This window comes from Roseomonas sp. E05, from assembly GCF_030063475.1.
GTDB lineage: Bacteria > Pseudomonadota > Alphaproteobacteria > Acetobacterales > Acetobacteraceae > Pseudoroseomonas.
Map to the genome: position 1 here is coordinate 1 of NZ_JASIRT010000012.1, position 23466 is coordinate 23466.

23 protein-coding genes are annotated in these 23466 nt (G+C 71.1%); 13 read left to right on the forward strand and 10 right to left on the reverse strand.

Annotated features, from left to right (window positions below; all coding sequences use genetic code 11):
• Nucleotides 1-115: 115 nt before the first annotated feature.
• The gene (locus tag QMO56_RS13710; RefSeq protein ID WP_283526504.1) at nt 116-898 is read right to left on the reverse strand and encodes an SH3 domain-containing protein; all 783 of its coding nucleotides are present in this window, start codon (nt 896-898) and stop codon (nt 116-118) included.
• Entirely contained in the window at nt 895-1188 is a 294-nt protein-coding gene (locus tag QMO56_RS13715; protein WP_283526505.1) for an SWIB/MDM2 domain-containing protein, read from the reverse strand. Before QMO56_RS13715 ends, QMO56_RS13710 begins: the two co-directional genes overlap by 4 nt.
• Before the next feature lie 55 nt (nt 1189-1243).
• Here QMO56_RS13715 and QMO56_RS13720 point away from each other — a divergent pair, with 55 nt between their 5' ends.
• Nucleotides 1244-1759 carry a hypothetical protein gene (locus tag QMO56_RS13720; RefSeq protein ID WP_283526506.1) on the forward strand — a complete coding sequence of 172 codons (516 nt, stop codon included), beginning with the start codon at nt 1244-1246 and terminating at the stop codon, nt 1757-1759.
• Between the two features lie 56 nt (nt 1760-1815).
• On the opposite strand, the gene QMO56_RS13725 is transcribed toward QMO56_RS13720, so the two are convergent.
• The gene (locus QMO56_RS13725; protein ID WP_283526507.1) at nt 1816-3264 is read right to left on the reverse strand and encodes a PLP-dependent aminotransferase family protein; all 1449 of its coding nucleotides are present in this window, start codon (nt 3262-3264) and stop codon (nt 1816-1818) included.
• 109 nt (nt 3265-3373) lie between these two features.
• On the opposite strand from QMO56_RS13725, the gene QMO56_RS13730 reads away from it, so the two are divergent.
• The 5 genes from QMO56_RS13730 to QMO56_RS13750 are packed head-to-tail and all read left to right on the forward strand — an operon-like array spanning nt 3374 to nt 7936.
• Nucleotides 3374-4666: an NAD(P)/FAD-dependent oxidoreductase gene (locus QMO56_RS13730; protein ID WP_283526508.1), complete on the forward strand. Its 1293-nt coding sequence runs from the start codon at nt 3374-3376 to the stop codon at nt 4664-4666.
• 47 nt (nt 4667-4713) lie between these two features.
• Nucleotides 4714-5694 carry a tripartite tricarboxylate transporter substrate binding protein gene (locus tag QMO56_RS13735; RefSeq protein ID WP_283526509.1) on the forward strand — a complete coding sequence of 327 codons (981 nt, stop codon included), beginning with the start codon at nt 4714-4716 and terminating at the stop codon, nt 5692-5694.
• Between the two features lie 33 nt (nt 5695-5727).
• Nucleotides 5728-7065, forward strand: a complete 1338-nt coding sequence (locus QMO56_RS13740; RefSeq protein ID WP_283526510.1) for an aromatic ring-hydroxylating dioxygenase subunit alpha — start codon at nt 5728-5730, stop codon at nt 7063-7065.
• 5 nt (nt 7066-7070) lie between these two features.
• Nucleotides 7071-7574: an aromatic-ring-hydroxylating dioxygenase subunit beta gene (locus tag QMO56_RS13745; RefSeq protein WP_283526511.1), complete on the forward strand. Its 504-nt coding sequence runs from the start codon at nt 7071-7073 to the stop codon at nt 7572-7574.
• Nucleotides 7575-7609: 35 nt separating this feature from the next.
• Complete coding sequence (locus QMO56_RS13750; protein ID WP_283526512.1) at nt 7610-7936, forward strand: non-heme iron oxygenase ferredoxin subunit; 327 nt, start codon at nt 7610-7612, stop codon at nt 7934-7936.
• 177 nt (nt 7937-8113) lie between these two features.
• On the opposite strand, the gene QMO56_RS13755 is transcribed toward QMO56_RS13750, so the two are convergent.
• On the reverse strand, nt 8114-8917 hold the full coding sequence (locus QMO56_RS13755) for an OBAP family protein (RefSeq protein ID WP_283526513.1): 804 nt from the start codon (nt 8915-8917) through the stop codon (nt 8114-8116).
• 139 nt (nt 8918-9056) lie between these two features.
• On the opposite strand from QMO56_RS13755, the gene fhuF reads away from it, so the two are divergent.
• Together fhuF and QMO56_RS13765 are read left to right on the forward strand one after the other, a co-directional pair.
• A complete protein-coding gene (fhuF, locus tag QMO56_RS13760) occupies nt 9057-9827 on the forward strand; it encodes a siderophore-iron reductase FhuF (RefSeq protein ID WP_283526514.1) in 771 nt (256 codons plus the stop codon).
• Nucleotides 9828-9916: 89 nt separating this feature from the next.
• Nucleotides 9917-11737 (forward strand): CocE/NonD family hydrolase, encoded by a 1821-nt coding sequence (locus tag QMO56_RS13765; protein ID WP_283526515.1) that lies wholly within the window; start codon nt 9917-9919, stop codon nt 11735-11737.
• A gap of 256 nt (nt 11738-11993) precedes the next feature.
• Here the strand turns inward: QMO56_RS13765 and QMO56_RS13770 are convergent, their stop codons facing one another.
• The 4 genes from QMO56_RS13770 to QMO56_RS13785 all read right to left on the reverse strand — a co-directional run bounded on the left by QMO56_RS13770 (nt 11994) and on the right by QMO56_RS13785 (nt 15481).
• Nucleotides 11994-12503: a flavin reductase gene (locus QMO56_RS13770; protein WP_283526516.1), complete on the reverse strand. Its 510-nt coding sequence runs from the start codon at nt 12501-12503 to the stop codon at nt 11994-11996.
• Nucleotides 12504-12590: 87 nt separating this feature from the next.
• A complete protein-coding gene (locus QMO56_RS13775) occupies nt 12591-13535 on the reverse strand; it encodes an MYG1 family protein (RefSeq protein WP_283526517.1) in 945 nt (314 codons plus the stop codon).
• Between the two features lie 22 nt (nt 13536-13557).
• Nucleotides 13558-14208, reverse strand: coding sequence for a flavin reductase family protein (locus QMO56_RS13780; protein ID WP_283526518.1), 651 nt, complete (start codon nt 14206-14208; stop codon nt 13558-13560).
• 163 nt (nt 14209-14371) lie between these two features.
• Nucleotides 14372-15481 (reverse strand): FAD-binding oxidoreductase, encoded by a 1110-nt coding sequence (locus QMO56_RS13785; protein WP_283526519.1) that lies wholly within the window; start codon nt 15479-15481, stop codon nt 14372-14374.
• A gap of 159 nt (nt 15482-15640) precedes the next feature.
• Between QMO56_RS13785 and QMO56_RS13790 the strand changes: the two genes are divergently transcribed.
• A complete protein-coding gene (locus QMO56_RS13790) occupies nt 15641-16639 on the forward strand; it encodes an SDR family oxidoreductase (protein WP_283526520.1) in 999 nt (332 codons plus the stop codon).
• Nucleotides 16640-16836: 197 nt separating this feature from the next.
• Here QMO56_RS13790 and QMO56_RS13795 read toward each other — a convergent pair whose 3' ends face one another.
• Nucleotides 16837-18207 (reverse strand): homoserine dehydrogenase, encoded by a 1371-nt coding sequence (locus QMO56_RS13795; RefSeq protein WP_283526521.1) that lies wholly within the window; start codon nt 18205-18207, stop codon nt 16837-16839.
• A 97-nt stretch (nt 18208-18304) separates the two neighbouring features.
• The gene (locus QMO56_RS13800) at nt 18305-19000 is read right to left on the reverse strand and encodes a GntR family transcriptional regulator (protein ID WP_283526522.1); all 696 of its coding nucleotides are present in this window, start codon (nt 18998-19000) and stop codon (nt 18305-18307) included.
• Nucleotides 19001-19140: 140 nt separating this feature from the next.
• Here QMO56_RS13800 and QMO56_RS13805 point away from each other — a divergent pair, with 140 nt between their 5' ends.
• From QMO56_RS13805 to QMO56_RS13820, 4 genes are all read left to right on the forward strand, one after another.
• A complete protein-coding gene (locus QMO56_RS13805; protein ID WP_283526523.1) occupies nt 19141-20205 on the forward strand; it encodes a 4-hydroxythreonine-4-phosphate dehydrogenase PdxA in 1065 nt (354 codons plus the stop codon).
• A gap of 82 nt (nt 20206-20287) precedes the next feature.
• Nucleotides 20288-21286 carry a tripartite tricarboxylate transporter substrate binding protein gene (locus QMO56_RS13810; RefSeq protein WP_283526524.1) on the forward strand — a complete coding sequence of 333 codons (999 nt, stop codon included), beginning with the start codon at nt 20288-20290 and terminating at the stop codon, nt 21284-21286.
• A 25-nt stretch (nt 21287-21311) separates the two neighbouring features.
• Complete coding sequence (locus tag QMO56_RS13815) at nt 21312-21791, forward strand: tripartite tricarboxylate transporter TctB family protein (protein WP_283526525.1); 480 nt, start codon at nt 21312-21314, stop codon at nt 21789-21791.
• 13 nt (nt 21792-21804) lie between these two features.
• Complete coding sequence (locus tag QMO56_RS13820) at nt 21805-23328, forward strand: tripartite tricarboxylate transporter permease (RefSeq protein ID WP_283526526.1); 1524 nt, start codon at nt 21805-21807, stop codon at nt 23326-23328.
• Nucleotides 23329-23466: the final 138 nt, after the last annotated feature.

The window sequence follows — 23466 nt, forward strand, 5'->3', positions numbered from 1 at the left end:
TCATCGCGCAACGCATCCGGGTCCGCGCTCATCCAGGCCAGCCTCCAAAAGCCAGCCTTGAATCACGCCCCGCTCAGCAGCGGAATCCCTCAGATCAGGAAATCGTCACCACCGCCTAGGGTGTCACCAGGCTTTCATGCAGCCAGCCCCAGGGCTCCGTGTCGCCAACCTGCAGCCATCCGCCCGGCGCCTCGGCGAAGACGCGCAGCGTGAAGCCCTGCTCCACCACCCGCAGCACCATGCCGCCACCATTGGGATGCGCGCGCACGTTCCCGTTCTGGCGCAGCGTGACGCGACGGCCGCCGGCTGCGGGAGAGGGAGCGGCCGTCTCCTGCGGTGCCGCCGCTGCGGACGGCGAGGGCATGGGCATCGGCTCGCGCTCGGCGCGTGGTGGCGGGGCGGGCGGTGCCGGCGTGGCCTGCGGCATCCGGTCCGGCACGGGGGGCATCAGCGGCGGCGCGCCTGGGCGCTGGCCGGGCTGCGGCCCACCACCGTCATAGCAGCGGCTCACCATCTCGACGAAGACGCGCGAGGCGGTTGTGCTCGAAGTGGCGACATGCTGCTCGACGGTGGGACGGCCTTCGCCCTCCGCCGGCGTGACGATGGCGACGAACAGGGTGAACAGGCTCTCTCCCCCGCCCGGCTGCAGGTTCACCTGGCCGCAGACGGCGCTGCTCCGCCCGACGGCCTGCCGATAGACCTGCACCCCCCGCATGGCGACAGCGCCGCCGGCCGTGGCCTGCAGCGCCGCTTCGGCCGCGCGCCGCGCGGGGCCCGCCTCGGCGGCCTCGGACGTCTCCCTGGCGGGCTGGTCATCGCAGGCGGCGAGCGCGGCGAGCAGCGCCAGCCCGGCGCCGCAAAGCCACGCCCGGCCCTTCGCCCGCTGTCGCCGCCTCACTTCAGGTGGTTGGAGAGATGCTTGTTCATCTCGAACATGGTGACGCGATCCTTGCCGAAGACCTTGCGCAGCTTGTCGTCGGCGACGATCTCGCGGCGGTTCTCCGGGTTCTGCAGATTGTTCGCCTTGATGTAGTCCCAGACCTTGCTGACCACGTCGCCGCGGGAGAGCGGCTCGGCCCCCACGATGCCGGCCAGTTCCGGCGAGGGCTTCAGCGGCTGCTGCAGCGCATTCGGCTTGTTGCCGGGCTTCGGCTTATCGACAACCTCTTTGTCCTTTTTCGCGGGCATCTTCCAAGCTCCGTTAAGGTGACGGCAGGGGAGGAACGCCGGGGAGGCGGGTCGGATGCAGCTTCCTCTCCATCTCTACACCGCGGAGGTGAAGCGCGGCCTTTCTCGCCTTGCCCCGCCGGCCGTGATACGCTCGCCGGCCATGCCCATCCGCCCCGAGTTGCGCTGGCTCTACCCGATCGATTGGGCCCAGCTCAGCCATGCCATCCGCTTCGGCCGCGCCGGAGGGCGCTGCGAGCGCTGCCGCCGTCCCCATGGCGCCACCGTCCGGTGCCTGCCCGACGGCCGCTGGCAGGAGGCGGAGGGCGGCCCCTGGCGTGACGGGGACGGCCGCCGCTGCGCCGCCGTGAAGCCGGAGGAACTGGCGGCCGCCCGGACCAGCCGCGTGGTGCTCGCCACCGCCCATCTGGACCATGACCCGACGCACAACCATCCGCGCAACCTGCGCAGCCTCTGCCAGCGCTGCCATCTGCTGCACGACAGGCCCCACCACCTGGCGCAGCGCCGCATCACCTACCGCCTGCGCTGGGCGTTGGGCGACCTCTTCACCGGGCCGTATCGGCGGCCCTGAGGGCGGCAAAAGGCTGGGGGAAGGAATTCCTCTCAAGGTCCTTTTTTCCTCCGGCTTCAGGGGGAGGCGGCTGTGGGCGGCGCCGGCCCCTGGCCCGCCAGCAGCCGGCCGACCGTCCGGAGCTTCTCCTCCTGCGCCGCATCCCAGGGAAAGGAGAAGTTCAGGCCGATGAAGTTCTCGAAGGCCTGCGTGACCGAGAATATCGGTCCCGGCGCCAGCGAGATGCCGAGTCGCAGCGCCTGGCGGGAGGCCGCCAGCGCGTCGAACTCGCGCGGGCCGCGGATCCAGCACATGAAGCCGCCGCTGGGCCGTGAAACGGCGCAGCTCGGCGGGAAGTGCCGGGCGATGAGCGAGAGCCCGTGCTGCATCCGCGCCGCCAGCGCCTGCTGCACCCGCCGCAGCCGCCGCTCGTACTGGCGCTGCAGGATGTAGTCCGCCACCGCGCGCTGCCGCGCCGCGTCGTCGGTCACCAGGCTGTTGAGGAACTGCTGCTCCAGCAATGTCCGACGGTGGCGGACGCCGAGGACCCAGCCCAGCCCGTAGCCCGCCGGCAGGGTGCCCGCGAAGCTGCCGAACTGCACCACCGTCTCCTCCGTGTCGTAGCGCTTCAGCGAGGGGGCCGGCTCGGCGCCATAGCCCAGCTCGCCATAGACGTCGCATTCCAGGATCGGCACGCCATGCCGCGCCGCGGCCGCCACGATCCCGCGCATCGCCGCCTCGCTGTAGGTCACGCCCGTCGGCGAGTGGTGCGCCGGCATCATCACGCAGAGCCGCACCGCATTGCGCCGCAGCAGGTGCTCGAACTGGTCCGGGTCCACGCCGCTGCGCGGGTGCGAATAGATCTCCAGCGCCTGCAGGCGGCGGCGGTGCAACGCGGCGAGCAGGGGAAAGAAGGAAGGGCTCTCGACCAGCACCACGTCGCCCGGCGCGGTCAGCGTGTCCAGGCAGAGGTTGAGCCCGGCCAGGCCGCTGCTGGTGGTCAGCACCGCGTCAGGGCTGACGATGACGCCGCGCCGCGCCGCGCGCCGCGCGATCATCTCGCGCAGCAGCGGGTCGCCATCCGGCGGGCAGGGTTCCACGCCCCGGTGCGCCGTGCGCCGCAGCACCCGGCAGAGCTGCCGGTGCAGGCCGGTCTCGTCGAACAGGTCGCGGCTGGGCAGGGCGGCGCCGAAGGCTTCCTGCCCCTCCCGCTGCCCGGCGGAGGCGATGCGGAAGGCCAGCTCATCCAGATTCACCGGCCGCGCCCCGGGCCGTGGCGCGGCCTCGGCCTCCTGCGGGAATTCGGCAGGCCGCTGCGGCGCGGCCGCGACGAAGTAGCCGGAGCGCGCCTGCGCGCGGATCTCCCCGGCGCTTTCCAGCAGGGCATAGCCATGCTGCACCGTCACGGTGCTGAAGCCGGTCTGCGCCTTCATCTCGCGGATCGAGGGAACCCGGTCGCCGGCCTTCAGCGTGCCCGCCTCGATCTGCCGCCGCACCGTCCCGGCGACGGCCTCGTAGCGCCGCATCCGGCCTCCTCCTCACGCCGACTGTACCGGTTCATATTGCGGAAATCTGATACTACCGGTCCAGGCGCTTCCGGCCGAGATTGCCTGCAAAGGGAGGCAGGACAACGCCATGGACGCCGAGCGCACGCGCGCCGAACCGCCGGACACGCCACGGAAGGGGCAGGGCCTGCGCCATGTGATCGTCGGCGCCGGGCTGGCCGGTCACCGGGCCGCCGTCGAGCTGCGCCGGCTGGACACCACCGCGCAGGTGACGCTGCTCGGCGCCGAACCGGGCCTGCCCTATGACCGGCCGCCGCTCTCCAAGGAATTCCTGCTCGGCCAGATCCGGCCGGAGGCGCTGGTGCTCAAGGAGGCGGCCGACTATGCGGCGCTCGGGATCGCGCATCATCCCGCCACGCAGGTCGTGGAGATCGATCGCGCCGCTCAGCGGGTGACCGCCGGAGATGGCCGCCACTTCCCCTATGACCGCCTGCTGCTGGCCACCGGCTCGCGCCCGTGCGGCCTGCCGGCGGCCCTGGCGGAGGGCGAGGCGGTGCATCTGCTGCGCAGCCTCGCCGATGCGGAGCGGCTCGGCGCCGCCTTGACGCAAGCGCGGCACGTCGCCGTGGTCGGCGGCGGCTTCATCGGGCTGGAGGTGGCCGCCGCCGCCCGGATGCGCGGCTGCGCCGTCACCGTCGTCGAGGCGGCACCGCGCCTGCTCGCCCGCGGGATGCCGGCGGCGCTGGCCGATTGGGTGGCGGCGCTGCACCGCGCGGAAGGCGTGGAGCTGCGCCTCGGTGCCTGTGTCGAGGCGCTGACCGGCGGCGGCGCGGCCGGCGCCGTGAGCCTGGGCTTCGCGGGCGGTGCGCTGCAGGCCGACCTGGCGGTGGTGGGCATCGGCATCCGGCCGAATGTCGAACTGGCGATGACGGCAGGCCTGCCGGTGCAGGACGGCATCCTGGTGGACGAGGCCTGCCGCACCGCCGATCCGCTGATCTTCGCCGCCGGCGAGGTGACCTGCCATCCCGTCCCTGCCCTGGGCCGCCGCCTGCGTGTGGAATCCTGGAGGACCGCCTCGGAGCAACCGCTGACCGCCGCCCGCGCGATGTGCGGCCTGCCCGCGCGCTACGTGGAGCTGCCCTGGCTCTGGTCGGACCAGTTCGGCTGCAACATCCAGTCCATTGGCCTGCCGGATGCGGGGGTTGAGCTGGTGGCGCGGGGCGATGTGACCACGCGCAAATGGACGCTGGTGGCGCTGGACGAGGCCGGGCGGCCGGTCGGCGCGGTGGCGGTGAACAACGGGCGGGACATCGGCATGCTGCGCCAGGCGATCCGCGCCGGCCAGCCGGTGCCACGGGCGCTGCTCGCCGATCCGGCCGCGCGCATCCCCGTCGCGCACCGGGCCGAGGCGGCAAGCGGGTGAGGCTTGCACAAGATCCCCCACGAGAAGGGGGCGGAGGAGGAAGGACGATGACGACAGTGAGCAGGCGCGCGGCCCTGGCCGGCGCCGCGGCGGCGCTGACCGCCGGCCTGGTGCGCGGAAGCGTGGCGGCGGAGGCTTTCCCGGCGCGCCCCGTCCGCATCATCGTGCCCTTCGCGGCGGGCGGGCCGACCGACGTGATCGCCCGTATCGTGGCGGAGGCGCTGGGCGAGATCTGGAAACAGCCGGTCGTGGTGGAGAACCGCGGCGGCGCCGGCACCATCCTCGGCACCAACCTCATGGCCCAGGCGCCGCATGACGGCTACACGATCGGCGTCGCCACCAACTCCTTCGTCATCAACCCGGCGGTGCGCAAGTCGCTCTCCTACGACACGGAGAAGGATTTCGCCGCCATCGGCATGATGGTCACCTCGCCCTTCGTGCTGGTGGCCTCGCCGAAGTTCGAGGCCGATACGCTCGCCCGGCTCACGGCGCGGGCCACAGCGGAGGGCGAGCCGCTGGCCTATGCCTCGCCTGGTCCCGGCACCGGCGGCCACATGGCCGGTGAGCTGCTGAAGCAGCGGGCCGGCCTGCGGCTGGAGCACGTCCCCTACAACGGCAGCGCCCCGGCGCTCACCGACGTGCTGGCCGGCCGCGTGCCGCTGATGTTCGACCTGTGGAGTTCGGTGCGGCCGCATGTCGAGGCCGGGCGCCTGAAGGTCGTTGCCGTCGCCAGCGCGGCGCCGCTGCCGGACGCGCCGCAGTACCCGGTCATCGCTGCCACCTATCCCGGCTTCGTCGTCTCGGCCTTCCAGGCCATGGTGGCGCCTGCCGGCCTGCCGCCCGAGATCGCGCGGAAGATCTCCGCCGACCTGCGGGCGGTGGTCGCCTCCGGCGCCTTCGCCGCCAGGGTGCGGCCGCTCGGCGTCGAGCCCGAGCCGTCCACCGCCGAGGAACTGCAGGCCTTCCTGCAGGCCGAGATGGCCAGGTGGCGCGAGGTGGCGAAGACCGCCGACATCGCGCTCGACTGACGCGCCTCCGCACTTCAACCGGGAGATCCGCCCATGAGCCTTCGCCCCAGGAGCCCGGCCGAACTGGTCGAGGACCGGCCCGCCGATGGCGTGTTCCGCGTGCATCGCGACATGTTCCGCGATCCCGCCATCTTCGAGATGGAGATGCAGCGCATCTTCGAGGGGAGCTGGATGTTCGTCGGGCTGGAGAGCCAGGTCGCACGGCCGAACGACTTCGTCACCACCCATCTCGGCCGCCAGCCCATCCTGCTGACGCGGGACGGGGAGGGGAAGCTGCACTGCTTCCTCAACACCTGCCGCCACCGCGGCGCCGTGGTCTGCCCCTTCCGCCAGGGACGGCAGAAGTTCCATGTCTGCCGCTATCACGGCTGGGCCTATGACAGCGGCGGCCGCAACATCCTGATCACCGACCGCGAGGACGCGCAGTACCCCGCCGCCTTCGAGGAAGAGAGCCACGACCTCGTGGAGGTGCCGCGCTTCGGCAACTACCGCGGCCTGCTCTTCGCCAGCCTCTCGGCGGACGTGCCGGCGCTGGAGGAGCATCTCGGCGAGGCGCGCGCCATGCTCGACCTGGTGCTGGACCAGAGCACGACCGGCTGGGAATACGTGCCCGGCCCGGTGACCTATACCTACGACGCCAACTGGAAGCTGCAGCTGGAGAACGGGCTGGACTTCTATCACTTCGCCTCCACCCACAGCTCCTATGTGGACGTGCTGCAGCGCCGGGCGAAGCGCGCACCCTCGCCGGTGCCGCTGCCGGCGGAACACGACCCGGAGGAACAGGGCAGCTTCAGCTTTGCCAATGGCCACTCGGTCATGTGGTCGATCCGCAACCCGCCGCGCGGCCTGCGCCCGCTCTCCTTCGACAGGGAACGGATGGCGGAGGTGCGCGCGCGGGTCGGCGATGCGAAGCTCAAGTGGATGCTGCGCCAGCGCAACCTGACGATCTTCCCGAACCTGCAGATCATCGACATCGTCTCGCTGCAGCTCCGCACCTGGCGGCCGCTGGCGGCGGACCGCACCGAGATGACCTCGCACTGCCTGGCGCCGGCCGGCGAGGACGCGGCGGCGCGCCGCCTGCGCATCCGCAACTACGAGGACTTCTTCAACCCGACCGGCCTCGCCACCTCCGACGACAACGTGATGTACGAGTTCTGCCAGTCCGGCTACGCGGCGGACGCGGATGGCTGGACCCAGGGCTATGCGCGCGGCCTCGGCGGGACGCCGCGGGCGGAGGCGCTGGCCGCCGAGATCGGTGCCCGGCCGCTGGCGGAGGCGCGCGGCAGCCTCGCCTTCGGCGACGAGACCTGCTTCCACGCCAGCTATCGGGAATGGCTGCGCCTGATGACGCGCGGCGCGCCGAGGGGGTGAGCGCCATGACCGATGCCGCGACCACGGCGCTCTGCGCCGAACTGCTCTACCGCGAGGGCCTGCTGCTCGACCGGCAGGACTGGGACGCCTGGCTGGACCTCTACACCGAGGATGCCGAGTTCTGGATTCCCGCCTGGATCGACGAGCACCGCACCACCAGCGATCCCGACCGGGAGATCTCGCTGATCTATCACGACAGCCGCGTCGGGCTGGAGGAGCGCATCCTGCGCATCCGCACGCGCAAGTCGGTCACCGCGCTGCCGCTGCCGCGCACGGTGCACATGGTGACCAACATCCTGCCGCTGCGCATCGCCGAGGACAGCATCGAATCCACCGCGAGCTGGACGGTGCACGACTACGACCCGCGCGTGGGCAAGCCGCATCTCTATTTCGGCCGCTATGAGCACCAGCTGCGCCGTGAGGCGGACGGGATCTGGCGCATCGCCCGCAAGAAGGTCCTGCTGGTGAACGACATGATCCCCACCGCGCTCGACTTTTACAGCGTATGATGCAGGCCTGCCGCCACGCCTTAGAAGGATGAGACATGGCTGAGGAAACCGGGTCCTGGCACCGCATGATCGCTGCCGGTGATCTGCCGGACGGCGAGATCTTCGCCGCGAAGGTGGGCGACGTCCATGTCGCCCTCTACAATGTCGACGGCGCCTTCTTCGCGACCGACAATGTCTGCACCCACGCCTTCGCGCTGCTCTCCGATGGCTGGCTGGACGGCACCACGGTGGAATGTCCGCTGCACGGCGCGCAATTCGATGTGCAGACAGGAAAGGCGCTCAGCAGCCCGGCCGAGTGCGACCTGCGCACCTTCCCGACGCGGGTGAACGACGGGCAGGTTGAGGTATTGCTGGGGGAATGAATTCCCCCAGACCCCCATCTTTTTTCTTCGAGTTTCCGGCGCCAGAGCAGATCCCGTTCCGATGGCATCATCGGAACGGGTGAAGATGCTCGTCAAAACAAACGGCCAGGGCGTTTTCCATGGGCCAGAGCGAACGGAAAGCGCTCTGGTCGCCAGCGCACGTTTTTTTCGTCCGCCTCAGCGGCGTGGCGGCTGGCCCTTGAAGTCCATCTCTTCGAGCCGCGTCTGCACGGTCCGGCCGCTCTCCCAGGAATTGGCCCCCGGAACCAGATCCGGCATGGGGATGTCGGCCCGCTGCTGGCGGCGACGTTCCGAGGAGACGCCGAGCCGGCCGTCGCGTGCCCCGATCATCGCCGGGTCGGCCTGGCCATCCCCGGTGAAGCCCATCATCAGTTGCGGGATGCCGTAGGGGAAGTCATCCCGGTCGATCTGCCAGGTGTGGAAGGTTTTGCCGTAGGTGCTGACGAGGTCCTTGAAGTAGGCGTGCTCCGCCAGCTCGGGGATGCCGGGAGCCATCAGCGTGCCGGACTTCACCTCGTAGTGGTGGCTGTGCCAGAGGCGCTTCTCCTCCTCGGGCAGGCGGCTGAAGCGCTCCTCGCTGATGATGTACTCGATGCCGATCAGCCGCGCGTCCGGCCGGTTGGAGTCGAAAATCACGCATTGATGCAGGTCGTGCTGGAGGTGGATGCAGAAATGCGTCGCCTCGACCTGCCGCCCCATGTCGTCGGCATAGAAGTGGAAGCCGTTGAGATAGGTGCTCATCGCCTCCAGCGGGTATTTCCGCTGCATCGCGCCCGCCGCCGCATCAAGCAGGCGGTGCTTGAGCGGGTGGCCCTGGCCGACCTGTGCGGCCGTGACGGCCTTGCGGCCGAGCATCACGCCCGCGGCCGCGGCGACCCCGGCGGCCACGCCGAGGCCGATGGAGCCGAGCAGCCCCGTGCCGGAGCAGTGCGGGCAGGAAGCGCCGTGCAGACGAGTCATGGTCCGTCCCCCTTCAGCTCCCGGGGTAACGTGCGGCGCGCGGGAAGTTTGCCGGAGACCCCGATGGGGCTGGACGCAAATGCGAATTAATGTCAACAAACGGCGTGGCCCTGCCGCTGCGATTGGAGTCCCGCCGCCGATGATTCCGGACCTCGCCCCCGCCCTCTCCGGACCGCTGGCCTTCGCCCGCGAATGCCTCGTGCCGGCCGATGACGGGCGTCCGGCGATCCCCTGCGCGGCCCTCTGCGAGGCCGAGACCCTGGCCGCCATCGCCACGCCCTTCACCGAGCGCCTCTCGCGGCAGGAACGGCAGGCCAGCTTCTCCATGTGGAGCCAGTACTATTTCGCTCGCCTGATCTATCCCGTGCTCGGCGCCAGCCTGCTGCTCGGGCGCGACCTTCCGGTGCGGGCGGAGGATATGGCGCTGATCCTGGGGCCGGACGGCGCGCCGGCGGCCTTCCGCATCGCCCATGCCGGGCGCCCCTGCGCGCAGCCGCAGAGTTGCAGCCGCTTTGCCGGCCTGCTGCGCGGCCATCTGGAGCCGATCGTGCAGGCGCTGAGCGAGGCCAGCGGCGCCTCGCCGCGGCTGTTCTGGTGCAATGCCGGAATCCGCTGCGACCATGTGCTGCGCCTGCTGGAAGGCCAGGCGGATACCGCCCCGGCGCAGCGCCTGCTCTTCGGCCTGCCGCACTGGGCGGAGGAGGAGGGGGCGGAGGAGGAGGGGGCGGAGGAGGCGGGAGCGGAGGCCGCCTGGGCCAACCCGCTGCCGCAGACCGTCCGGCATGTCGAGGAGGAGGGCACCCCCGCTGTCCGCCGCCGCGTCTGCTGCCTGCGCTATCGGCTGGCGGGCTTCGAGGCCGGCTGCCCCTCCTGCCCTCTGCCTGCGGTGCGCAAGCGCCACCTGCACTGAGGGCGGCGGGAATGCCCGGCCCGGAAGGCGCACGGGCTGGCGCTTTGGCCTAAGCTGCCGCGCCGTCCATCACCGGAGACGAGTCGCCGATGCGCCGAGATGAGTACATGGTCCCCTGCCGCGACGGCGTGCGGCTGGCCACTGACGTCTATCTGCCGGAAGGCGCCGGGCCCTTCCCTGTCATCCTGGAGCGCACTCCCTACGGCAAGCGCGAGACCTCCCGCGCCGAGCTGACCGCCGCCGCGCCGAAGCCCGCGACGCGCGAGGCCGTCGCCGCCTTCTTCACCCAGGCCGGCTATGCCGTCGTCTACCAGGACTGCCGGGGGCGCTGGGGCAGCGAGGGCAGCTTCGAGAAGTACCTGGCCGATGGCGAGGACGGCTACGACTGCTGCGCCTGGATCGTGGCGCAGCCCTGGTGCAACGGGCGCATCGGCACCATGGGCCTGTCCTATGCGGCGCATACCCAGGCCTCGCTGGGATGCCTCGACCCGCCGGGGCTGGCGGCGCAGGTGCTCGACTCCGGCGGCTTCTCCGATGCCTGGAATGGCGGCATCCGGCGTGGCGGCGCCTTCGAGCTGAAGCAGGCGAGCTGGGCCTTCAACCAGGGCCGGCTGGCCCCCGAGACCCAGGCCGACCCGGTGCGCGCGGCCGCCTTCGAGGCGGAGGACCTGCGCGCCTGGTTCACCCGCTTTCCCTGGAAGCCCGGCCACTCCCCGGTGCGCCACGCGCCGGACTATGAGGCCTATCTCTTCGAGCAGTGGCGGCAGGGCGCCTTCGGCGACTACTGGAAGAGGCTCGGCCTCTACGCCAAGGGCTGGCACGGCCGCTATGCCGAGGTGCCGAGCGTCCACATGTCCTCCTGGTACGACCCCTATCCGCGCACGGCGGTGGAGAATTACTGCGGGCTGCGCGATGCCGGGCGCGGCCGGCCCTCGCTGATCCTCGGCCCCTGGACGCATGGCAACCGCTCGCAGACCGCCTTCGGCGAGGTGGAGTTCGGCCCCGCGGCCACCATCGACTCCTGGGCCGGCGACTGGCGTCAGTTCCGCCGCCGCTACTTCGACCGCTGGCTGAAGGGCGAGCGCAACGGCGTGGAGGACGACCCGCCGGTGCGCGTCTTCGTCATGGGCGGCGGCTCCGGGCGAAAGAATGCCGAAGGCCGGCTGGAGCATGGCGGCCACTGGCGCAGCGCTGCCGACTGGCCGTTGCCGGGCACCCGCTTCACGCCCTTCCACCTGCACCGCGACGGCGGCCTGCGCGAAGCGAAGCCCGTCGCCGGCGCCGCGCCGCTCTCCTGGACCTCCGACCCGGCCAACCCCGTGCCGACGGTGGGCGGCGCCATCACCTCGATGGAGCCGGTGATTTCCGGCGGTCCCTACGACCAGCGCGAGCGGCCCGACATGTTCGGTCACCGCGCGCCCTATCTGCCGCTTGCCTCCCGTGCGGACGTGCTGGTCTTCCAGACCGAGCCGCTGGCCGAGGACATCACGGTGATCGGCCCGGTGGCCGCGCATCTCTGGGTGGCGACCGACGGGCCGGATGCCGACATCGCCGCCAAGCTGGTGGACGTGCATCCCGCCTCGGCGGACTACCCGCAGGGCTTCGCCATGAATCTCTGCGAGGGCATCCTTCGCCTGCTCTACCGCGAGAACCCCGCCAACCCGAAGCCGATGGTGCCAGGGCAGGTGGAGCGCGTGACCGTCGAGCTGTTCCCGACCGCCAACCTGTTCAAGGCTGGGCACCGCATCCGGCTCGACATCGCCGCCAGCGAGTTCCCGCACTACGACATCAACCCGCAGACCGGCGAGCCGGAAGGCGACTGGCTGCGGATGCGGGTGGCGGTGAACACCCTCTGCCTCGATGCCGAGCGGCCCTCGCATGTCGTGCTGCCGCTGGCGCCGGCGGCGTAGGAAGGCCAGGGAGCGCAAGGCTGCCCTTGGACGAAGAAAGGTTGGGGGAGATGAACTCCCCCAAACCCCCTCCTTTTTCTGTCAGTTTCCAGTCGCGCCCGTGTCGGGGGCGGTTCTCGGCCGCAGTCGCCGGGGCTGTTTCAGCCCCGGCGCGGGCGCGCTGTGTCAGCGCGGCCAAACTGACGGGAAAGAAGAGGGGGGGCGGGGGAGAATTCATTCTCCCCCGGTTCGACCTTTGGGCCGGTTCGGGAAAGGTTCAGGCCTTGGGCAGCGGCCGCAGCGTGGCGAGCTGGTGGTAGGCGCGGCGGAAATAGACCAGCCCGTCCGGCTCGCCCTCCGTCACCCGCAGCCCGACCACCTCACCCAGGAAGATGGTGTGCGTGCCGGCCTCCACCACCTGGGTCACGCGGCAGTCGCAGCAGACCGGCGCCTCCTCCAGCGCCGGCGCGCCGGTGACGAGCCGCCCCCAGTGCCCCATGGCGAAGCGTGCCTCCATCTCCTCCCGGTTGTTGGCGAAGAGGCCGGAAAGCTCCTGGTGCGCGGCGGCCAGGATGTTCACGCAGAACACGCCATTGGCCTTCACCAACCCGTTCAGCCGGGCGGACTGGTTGATGCAGGTCAGCAGCGTCGGCGGGCTGTCGGTCACGCTGCACACTGCGCTTGCCGTCATGCCTGCGCGGCCGCCAGGGCCGTCGGTGGTGATCAGGTTCACCGCCGCCGCCAGGTGGGACATCGCCGCCCGGAATGACTGCTGGGTCACGCTCATGCTGCTGCCTTCCATTGCCTGCCGCCCCGCAGGCGGCGCGTCGTCATTATGCTGGAGCGGGCTGCCCGGTCTGCCAAGCCGCGGCGCTCAGCCATGCCCGGTCGCCATGGCGGCGCTCGCCATGGCCAGCGCGGCATCCCGCGTGCGGGCGCTGCCGATGAAGCGGCGCGCATGCACGAAGACCGCGCCGGGAATGCCGCAGACCGCCTCCAGCGCCGCGCCCTGCAGCCCGGCCCAGGGCTCGGGCAGCGGCAGGCGCTGGGCGAAGCTGCCGCGTTCCGGCGGCATGGCTTCCACCATCCAGTTGCCGTTGGGCACCGGATAGATCGCGTAGAGCACCGGCCAGCCATGCCGGAAGACCGGCTCCTGCCAGGGCAGCTTGGCATCCAGCACCAGCAGGCGCGGGTCCTCCGCCGTGGCCTGCGCCGCGACCACCACCGCCTCGGCCGCCAGTCTGGCGCGGATGGCGGCTACGCGCCGCCGCAGCACCCCTTCCGTCAGCGCCGAGGCGGCCAGGAAGGCGGCGTCCTCGGTGGCGGCATCGCCGAGCGCGGGGGAGTCCCAGGCCGGGTTGAAGTCGGCCACCAGCCCGGCCAGGCCGAGCGCACCCTCGCGCGGGCCGATGCCGTTGTCGATGGCGTCCACCTTGCGGATCACCGTGGCGTCGATCTCGGCCGCCACGGCGGCGGCCATGCCCCCGGCGCCGAGCGGCGCCAGCAGGGCGCGCGTGGCGGCCTCGCCATGCTGCTGCCAGACCAGCCCCGCGGCGCTGAAGGGCAGCCCGTCCGGCCGCTGCGGCGCGCCGCGCTGGTGATGGTCGAAGCGTCCGGTGGCGGGATCGTGGATGCCGCCGACGTCAAAGGCGATCGTCGCCGCGGCGATCACCGCCGGGTCCCGCGTGCGGACGAGGCGATGGTCCTCCCCCGCGCGGCCCAGGCCGAGCGCCAGGCGCAGCACCGCATAGGCCAGCGCGTCGTCGCAGTGGAAGCTGCCGCTGTGCGTCACCAGCAGGGGCGCGGGGGCAGGGATCATCGTCTCGCTTTCATGCAGGGCGTCAGGCATCGGAGGCGTCGGCGCGGGCCGCGAATTCGGCCACGCTCATGGTCGGCAGGTCGAAACGGTCCCGCGTGCGGGCATAGCCGTGCCCGCCCATGCGGCCCACCGCGTCCAGCACCGCAGGGTCCACATGCAGGCGCCCGTCCACCGCATCGGCGCGGAGATGCGCGTGCACCACCTCACCCAGCACGATCTCGCGCGAGCTGCCGATCTCCAGGAAGGAATGCAGCCGGCATTCCAGCGCGGCCGGCGCGGCGGCGATGCGCGGGCTGGCCACCGCCATGCCGGGCAGCAGGGCGAGCCCGGCCTGCTCCAGCTCGTCCACCTCGGGCGGGAAGGGCACGGCGCAGACATTCATCGCCTCCACCAGCGCCTCCGAGACGATGTTGACGGTGAAGCAGCCGCTGGCGCGGATGTTGTGCCCCGTGTCCTTCGGCGCGCCATCGGGGCGGAACTCGATGCCGAGCGCGACGATGGCCGGATCGGCCGAGAGGCAGTTGAAGAAGCTGTAGGGCGCGGCGTTCGGTCGCCCCTCTGGCCCCACCGTGGTGACCCAGGCGATCGGGCGCGGCACCACCGTGCCGATCAGCAGCTTGTAGCGGTCCCGCGGCGAGAGGCGGGTGAAGTCGAAGCCGACGCTGTCCGTCATGTCCTGCCTTTGCCTTCCCGCCGGCGGGTCTGTCCAGAAGGCCGGGGGAAGGAATTCCCCCGGATCCCCATCTTCTTTCTGTCAGTTCTGGCGCGCGCGGGCCGCCCGTGCGGGAACCCGAAGAAAAAAGCAGGGGGCCTGGGGGATTCATTCCCCCAGATTTTCAGCGTCGCAGCGGGTCATAGGGCGCCAGGGAAATCTCGGCCTCGCCTCGCAACAGGTGTTGCGCCAGCAGGCGCCCGGCATAGGGGCCGATGGTCAGGCCGCTGGCGCCCAGGCCGTTGCCGATCACCAGCCCCTCCAGACCCGGCACCGGGCCGAGCAGCGGCTTCAGGTCCGGCGACATCGGCCGCATGCCGATGCGCATCTCGTGCAGCGTCGCGGAGGCGAGGCCGGGGGCGACGCCGAGCGCCTGTTGCAGCACCTGCATCACGCCCCCGGCGGTCAGGCGGTGGTCGAAGCCCGAGCCGGTCTCGCGCGTCGCGCCCACCACCACGCGCGAATCGTCGAAGGCCAGGAGATAGTGGCTGCTCATCGGCAGCAGCACCGGCCAGTCGCGCGTCTGCATGCCCGGCAGCACCAGATGCAGGATCTGCCCGCGCTGCGGTACCACCGCGAGGTCGAGGCCAAGCGGCGCCAGCAGCGGCGGCGCCCAGGCGCCGGCGGCGAGCAGCACCGCATCGGCGTAAAGCTCGCGCCGCCCGGCGCGCACCCCCTGCACCCGCGAGACGGTGCCGATGAGGCCCGTCACGCCGTCCCGCTGCACCTCCGCCCCCCGCCGGATGGCGGCCCGCAGCAGGGCGGCGGCCAGCAGGCGGCCATCCACCCGCGCGGCGCCGCTCAGGTGCAGCGCCGGCTCGTCCGGGCGCAGCGGCGGGAAATGCCGGCGTGCTTCCTCGGGCGAGAGGCGGTGCAGCGTGCCGGCCTCGGGCGCGGTTTCCATGCGGGCGCGGATGCGCGCCTCGGCCTCCGCCAGCCCGCCATCCTCACCGGCGATGATCAGCGCCCCGACGCGGCGATAGCCCAGCTCCGTCTCGCCCTCCTCGGCGAGCTGGGCCGCCAGGGCGGGGTAGTCGCGCGCGCCGCCGCTGGAAAGGCGGTACCAGTCGGCATCGCTCACCGCCGAGCGCCAGGGGCAGACGATACCGGCCCCGGCGGCGGTGGCGCGGCCCTCCACCATCGGGTCGAGGATGGTCACCTCGGCGCCGCCCGCCATGAGATGATAGGCGGCGCTGGCGCCCAGCACGCCTGCGCCGACAACGATCACCCGCATTCCATCCGCTCCTGTCACCCTGTCCGGTCTGGCGCGATCCTGCGCCGCGCCGCGCCCGCTGCAAACCCGTTCCGCCATCGTCCACTGTCTAGCAAGGGGCGGGCCAGCAACTCGCGCCGCGCCCTTCGGTTCACCCAGCAACCTTGCACCGGAGCGAGCATGACCCAGCGGAACCTGGACGGCGCGACCGTCGTCATCACCGGCGCTTCCAGCGGCATCGGCCAGGCCACGGCGGAAGCCTTTGCCCGCCGCCGGGCCCGTCTCGTCCTGGCCGCGCGGGATGGCGCCGCCCTGGAGGAGGTGGCGGCAGGCTGCCGCGCGCTGGGCGCCGAGGCCATCGCCGTGCCGACCGACGTGACCGATGCCGAGGCCGTGCAGCGCCTGGCCAAGCGGGCGCGGGAGTTCGGCGGCCATGTGGACGTCTGGGTCAGCAATGTCGGGGTAGGGGCCGTCGGCCGCTTCCATGAGACGCCGATGGCGGCGCATGAGCAGGTGATCCGCGCCAACCTGATCGGCCACATGAACGACGCCCATGCCGTGGTGCCGATCTTCCTGCAGCAGGGGCGCGGCATTTTCGTCAACACCATCTCGCTCGGCGGCTTCGCGGCGGCGCCCTTCGCGGCGGCCTACAGCGCCAGCAAGTTCGGGCTGAAGGGCTTCTCCGAGGCGTTGCGGGCCGAGCTGGCCGCCGAGCCGGAGATCCATGTCTGCGACGTCTATCCCGCCTTCATCGACACGCCGGGCCTGCTGCACGGCGCCAACTACACCGGCCGCGCCCTCTCGGCGCCGCCGCCGGTCTATGACGCGCGCCGCGTCGCCGAGACGATCGTCGGGCTGGCGCGCCACCCGCGCGACACGGCGATCGTCGGCCAGGTGGTGCATCTGGTGCGGCTCGGGCACGCCCTGGCGCCCAACTGGGTCGGCCGCGCCATGGCGCGCTTCATGGAAGCCTATTTCCAGCGCGCCCGGCCGGCGCCGGTGACGGATGGCAACCTTTTCGCGCCGCCGAAAGTGGCAGGCGGCATCGATGGCGGGCTGCGCGCGCCGCGTCAGCGGGCGGCGGGACGCTTCCTGGCCGGGGCGGCGCTGGTGACGGGCGTGGCCGTCGCCATCGCGCTGCTCGACCGGCGGGGCTCAGGGGGGCTGCGGCTGCGATAGGGGCGGGGGGAACAGGGTTTCCCCCGCGCCCCCCTTCCTTTCTTCGGGTCCCCGGGCGCCGATGGTGCCCTCCGTGGCGGCTGGCAGTCGTCGGGGCTGCTTCAGCCCCGGCGCGAGCGGGTGCCGTCAGCGCAACCGAAAACCGACAGGAAAAAGAAGAGGGGGTCTGGGGGAGAATTCATTCTCCCCCGGCCTTCTCAGCCCGCGGCATCCTGCTCGTCGCGCAGGCGCCAGAGCAGGCTGTCTGCCGGCGCCTCCACCATGTCGCGCGTCAGCACCGTGCCGGCGGACACGGCCCGCCGCAGGCGGCAGCCCACCGCCATATAGTAGGGCAGCGGCGCGTCGGCGCCGGGCGCGGCGGCCGGGCGCAGCAGCGGGTCGATGCCGGGCACGGCGTGGCGGTTGCCCTCGATGCGCAGCTCGTGTCCGGCGGGCAGGTCCTGGGTGGCGCGGCCCAGCAGGTCCACGCGCTGGGCGTAGTCCGGGCCGAGAACCGAATGCTTCAGCCGCCCACCGGCCAGGATGGAGAGGGGCGCCTCGACGCCGAGCAGGTGGGAGGGGTTATAGATCAGCGCCCGCCGCCGGTCGGCCGAGACGGGGATGCCCTTGCCGGCGAAGAGCGCGCCGGTGCGCGTATCGGCCAGTTCCACCACGACATAGACGCCGCCGGCGAAGCTCGTCTCGTCCGGCCGGCGCAGCACGTTGAAGACGTCCAGCTTGCCGGGGCCGGAGAGCAGGCCGCCGGCCTCGCGCGGGCCATAGATGTCCGGCAGCTCGACGGTGCGGGCGAGGGGGGCGTGGAAGTCCTCGCGGTCGGGCAGGATGCCGGTGGCATTGGCCACCAGCGTCATCTCGCAGAAATCGGGCACGGTGCGCAGCGGCAGGCTGGCCAGCAGCTCCGCCCGCGCGGCGACGGTGGCGGCGACGTCCTGGCCGAGCTGCCAGTGGCGCATCATGCCCTTGGCCGAGGCACGGCGCTCCAGCCAGGTGACCTCCTCGGTCGCCGGGTCGATGACGAAGTCGTACTCGCTGCTCTTACCGGCGGCGACGATCGGCAGGCCAAGCAGCCGCGCCCAGGAGACCAGGCCGACCAGCAGCGCCGGCTGGTCGCCGTCCACCAGCGTATAGGGCACGCAGGCGGCGGCGGCGCGGCGGGCGAGGACGGGGCCGACCACGCATTCGGCCTCCTTGCTCACCATGGCGACGCCGATGCCGGCCTCGATGGCGGCCACGGCATGGGCGGCGGCGGCCTCGGCATGGCCGGTGGCCTCGACCACCATGTCGAGTGGCAGGGCCAGCAGGTCCTCCATCCGCTCGCAGAGGGCGATGGCGCCGGCGGCGCGGGCCGCTTCGGCCTCGGCGCGGCTGGCGCAGCGGCGGTGCGGCACGCCCATCTCGGTCAGGGCCGCCGCCACCCGCGCCAGATCGAGGTCGAAGGCGGCAATGATGTCGAGGCCGCGCATCCGGCGGGCCTGGGCGATCAGCGAAAGGCCAAACTCCCCCGCGCCAAGCAGCGCGGCGGCGACGGGGCGCTCAAGGGCGGGTTGGAACAGGGTCTGGAACTGCATGGCGTCTCTCCCCGGCGCCGTATATCCGGCGTCACGTATTCTGCATACAGGATGCAGTATCGCCAGCGCCGCCGTCAGCGTCCAGACGCTGCGCGCGTCAGTACGCCTCGCGGATCCGTTCCAGCCCAAGGTCGTGATGGCGGCCGATCACCTCCGCCAGCGCCTCGCCGTCCCGCCGTGCCAGGGCGGCTGCCATCTCCTCATGCTCGGCCATGGCGGCCGCCCATTTCTCCACCCCCTCATGCCCGATGAAGCGGATGCGCTTCATCTGCGCCTGCAGGATCTCGTGCATCCGCAGCAGGGTGGGATTATCGGCCAGGGTGACGATGGCGCTGTGGATGGCCTGATTGGTCTTGAAGTAGGGCAGGCGGTCGCCCGCCGCGTAGCGCTCCCGCAGCTCCTCGTGCAGCGCCAGCACATGGGCGATCTCCGCCTCGGTGGCGACGGCGCAGGCACGCCGGCCGGCGAGCTGCTCCAGCGCCTTCAGCACCTCCATGCTGTCGGCGATGTCCTTCAGGGAGAAGCTGCGCACCACCGCGCCGCGGGTCGGCACCAGTTCGACGAGCCCCTCTCCGGCCAGGGTCTTCAGCGCCTCGCGCAGCGGCGTGCGGGAGACGCCGAGCGCCTGGCCGAGCGCCACCTCGTTGATGCGCTGGCCGGGTGCCAGATGGCCTTCCGTCACCATGTCGCGCAGCCGCGTCACCACCTGCCCGTGCAGGCTCTGGCGGGGAATGGCGAAGTTCTCCAGGGGCGCGGCGCCGGCCTGAGGTTCGGTCGAGGCGATGCTGGTCATGGCACCCTGTCTTGTGATCACCCGAAGTATATGGCCCCTGGAGGGGCGGGCTGCGAAGCCTCTTGCGGCCATTCTGCATACAGTGCACAAAACTCTCAACGCAGACTGGCCCGCAGGGCCGGCTTCCCCGGGAGAGATGCATGCCGGACGCCCCCCTTCCGACCCTTGCCCTGGCCATGGGCGACCCCGCCGGGATCAGCCCCGAACTCACTGCGCGCGTCCTGGCGGACCCCGAGGTGCGGGCGGCCGCCGGGCTGATCGTCATCGGCGACCGCCGCGTGCTGGAGGAGGGCGCCCGGATTGCCGGCGTCGCGCCCGCGCTGCGCACCATCGCTCCCGACGCCCCGCTGCCGCGCGATCTGGCGGAGCCGGTCTTCGTGGACCTCGGCACGCTCGATCCGGCCAGCATCCAGCGCGGCGCGATCAGCGAGGCCGGCGGCCGCTTCGCCGCCGAGAACTTCCGCTATGCCCTGGCGCTCGCCATGCGCGGCCATGTGGACGCCGTCACCTTCACGCCCTTCAACAAGGCGGCGATGCGGCTGCATGTGCCGGACTATGACGACGAGATCTCCTTCACCGCCCGCTTCATCGGCTTCGACGGCGTGGCGAAGGAGTTCAACGTGCTGGAAGGGCTGTGGAACGCCCGTGTCACCTCGCATGTGCCACTCTCCGGCGTCGCGTCGCTGATCACCCGTGAGGCGATCCTGGGCAACCTGCGGCTGACCGACGCGGCGCTGCGCGATGCCGGCCTGGCGAAGCCGCGCATCGCAGTCGCCGGGCTGAACCCGCATGCCGGTGACGGGGGCAATTTCGGCCGCGAGGAGATCGACATCATCGGGCCGGCGGTGGAGGAGGCGAAGCGCCAGGGCATCGGCTGCGACGGCCCCTATCCCTCGGATACGGTCTTCGTCCGCGCCCGCCGTGGCGATTTCGACGCGGTGCTGACCATGTATCACGACCAGGGCCAGATCGCGATGAAGCTGATCGGCTTCGAGCAGGGCGTGACGCTGCTGGGCGGCTTCCCCTTCCCGATCTGCACGCCAGCCCATGGCACGGCCTACGACATCGCCGGGAAGGGCATCGCCCATCCCGGTGCCGCTCGCAACGCGCTGCTGCTGGCCGCCCGGATGGGCGCGGCGCAGCGGCGCCGGCGGCCGGACGCCTCCGGCTCGCTGCTTGAGGCAAGGGCCGCCATGGCGGCCTGAACCCCCGCGGGCGCCGCCGCCCGGCGCCTGCGCAAGGCCCCGCAAGAGGGCTCGCGTACATTGTCAGGAGGAACAACGAAAGATGCGGATGACCATCGCGGCGCTCGGCGCCGCTCTCAGCCTCGCCGCCACGCTGCCGGCCGCCCTCGCGGAGGAGTGGAAGCCGACCCGGCCGGTCGAGTTTGTCGTCACCTCTGGTGCCGGTGGCGGCACGGACGTCTTCGCCCGCGCGGTGCAGGCGGCGATTGCCAAGCATGATCTGGTGCCGACCTCGGTCGTCGTCACCAACAAGGGCGGCGGCTCGGGCGTCGAGGGCTATATTTATGGCGCCGCCGCCAAGGCCGACCCGCACAAGGTGATCTTCGGCACCAACAATGCCTGGACCCTGCCGATGGTGGTCAAGACCAGCTGGCAGACGGAGAACTTCGTCCCGGTCGCCATCATGGCCTTCGACGAGTTCATGCTCTGGGTGAAGAACGATTCGCCCTTCAAGACCGCGGCCGATTTCGTCGCCGCCGCCAAGGAGAAGCCCGGCACGCTGCGCATGGGCGGCAGCCAGACGCACGATACCGACCAGACGCTGACCGTACTGGTCGAGAAGGCCGCCAACATCCAGCTCAAGTACATCCCCTACCAGGGCGGCGGCACGGTGGGCACGCAGCTGGCCGGCGGACATATCGAGGCCAACACCAACAACCCCTCCGAAAGCCTTGGCGGCTGGCGCGGCGGCCAGGTGCGCCCGCTCTGCGTGTTCCGCAAGGCGCCGATGCCGGAAGGCCAGAAGGTGGCGGGCGACAAGGGCTGGGGCGACGTGCCGACCTGCGCCAGCCAGGGCCTGAACGTCACCGAGTTCAACATGCCGCGCACCGTCTTCCTGCCGCCCGGCACGCCGCCGGAGGCGCAGGCCTACTGGGTGGACGTGTTCCGCCGCGCCAGCGAGACGCCGGAGTGGAAGGACTATGTCAGCCGCACCAGCCAGAACGGCGAGCTCGTGACCGGCGACGCCATGGTGAAGCGGATCAATGCGGAGGAAGCCGACACCCGCAAGATCTTCGAGGAAGCCGGCTGGCTGGTGAAGTAACCAGGGGCAGGGGAGGCCGCGCCGCATGACACGCTACCACCTCGAACTGGTCTTTGCCGCCGTGGTGTTCCTCGTGGGCGCCATCGGGGTCTATGGCGCCACCGCGCTGGATTTCGGCTGGGGCGCGGATGGGCCGCAGGCGGGGTTCTTCCCCTTCCGCGTCGGGCTGATCCTGATGGCGGCCTCGGCGCTGGTGATGGCGCAGGCCGTCGCCAGCCGCGGGTCGCTGCGGCGCATCCCCGTCACCGATCATGAGGGGATGAAGCGGGTCCTCGGCTTCGGCCTTCCGATCATCGCCATGGTGGCGCTGGCGCAGTGGACCGGCCTCTACGTCGCCATGGCGCTCTACCTGTTCTTCACCATCTGCTTCCGGGGCAAGCGCCCCTGGCATGTCGCGCTCGGCGTCGCGCTGGGGGTATCCATCGCCACCTTCCTGATCTTCGAGATCTGGTTCCAGGTACCCCTGCTCAAGGGGCCGCTTGAAATCATGCTTGGGCTGGGCTGAGGAGTTCCCGCCGATGCTCTCCAATATCGACTCGCTGATGCATGGCTTCGGCGTGGCGCTCTCCGGCTACCACATCATGCTGATGATGGGCGGCGTGCTGCTCGGCATCCTGGTCGGCGTGCTGCCCGGCCTCGGAGCGCCCAACGGCGTGACGCTGCTGCTGCCGCTGACCTTCGGCATGGACCCGGTCTCCGCCATCATCCTGCTGACCAGCCTCTACTGGGGCGCCCTGTTCGGTGGCTCCACCACCTCGATCCTGTTCAACATCCCGGGCGAGCCATCCTCCGTCGCCACGACCTTCGACGGCTATCCGATGGCGCGGCAGGGCCGCGCGACCGAGGCGCTGACCTGCGCCTTCCTCTCCGCCGGCTTCGGCGCGCTGGTCGGCGTCATCGTCATCACGCTGCTCTCCACCGCGGTTGCCAATTTCGCGCTGCGCTTCGGCCCGCCGGAATATTTCGCTGTCTATCTCCTGGCTTTCGCCTCCTTCATCGCCTTCGGTGGCGGCACGCCGCTGAAGACCATCATCTCGCTCTGCCTGGGCTTCGGCCTCGGCATGGTCGGCATCGACACGGTGTCGGGCAACATGCGCCTGACCTTCGACTTCGATCAGCTGGTCCGCGGCATCTCCTTCCTGGTGGTGGTGATCGGGTTGTTCGGCCTGGGCGAACTGCTGCTGACGATCGAGGAGGGGCCGGAATTCAAGGGCGCCAGCGGCCGTATCGACCCGCGCGAGATGTTCCGCACCATGGGGCGGATGCCCCGCTACTGGCTGGCCATGCTGCGCGGCAGCGCGGTCGGCGTGTGGATGGGCATCACCCCGGGCGGCCCCACCGCCGCCTCCTTCATGTCCTATGGCATCGCCCGCCGCGTCTCGCGCAACCGCGCCAATTTCGGCAAGGGCGAACCAGAGGGCGTGATCGCGCCCGAGACCGCCGACCACTCCGCCGGCACGGCCGCGATGCTGCCGATGCTCTCGCTCGGCATTCCCGGCTCGGCCACGGCGGCGGTGATGCTGGGCGGCCTGATGATCTGGGGGCTGAACCCCGGACCGATGCTGTTCATCGAACAGCATGATTTCGTCTGGGGCATGATCGCCTCGATGTATCTCGGCAACGTCGTCGGCGTCGTGCTGGTGCTCGCCACCGTGCCGCTCTTCGCCGCCATGCTGTCGATCTCCTTCTCCATCATCGGACCGATCATCGTCACGGTCTGCATGGTGGGCGCCTACACTGTCGCCAGCTCGCCCTTCGACCTGTGGATCGCGCTGGTCTTCGGCGCCGTCGGCTACGCGATGAAGAAGCTCGACTATCCGCTGGCGCCGCTGATCCTGGCCATGGTGATCGGCGACAAGGCGGAGGATGCCTTCCGCCAGTCCATGCTCTCCTCCAACGGCTCGCTCAGCATCTTCTGGTCGAACTGGCTGGTGGGCGCGATCACCACGCTGGCCATCCTGTTCCTGCTCTGGCCGCTGACGATGCTGCTGCGCCGGCCGGCGCAGACGACGGACCCCGATGCGGCGACGCATGCGCCCTGAAGGGAAAAGGTCGGGGGAAAGAATTCCCCCGGTCAAACCTATAGGTTTGCCCCTTCTTTCTTCTGCCAGTTTCCGCACGCGCTGACAGGCAGCGCCGCAAACTCGAAGAAAGAAGATGGGGGTCTGGGGGAATTCCTT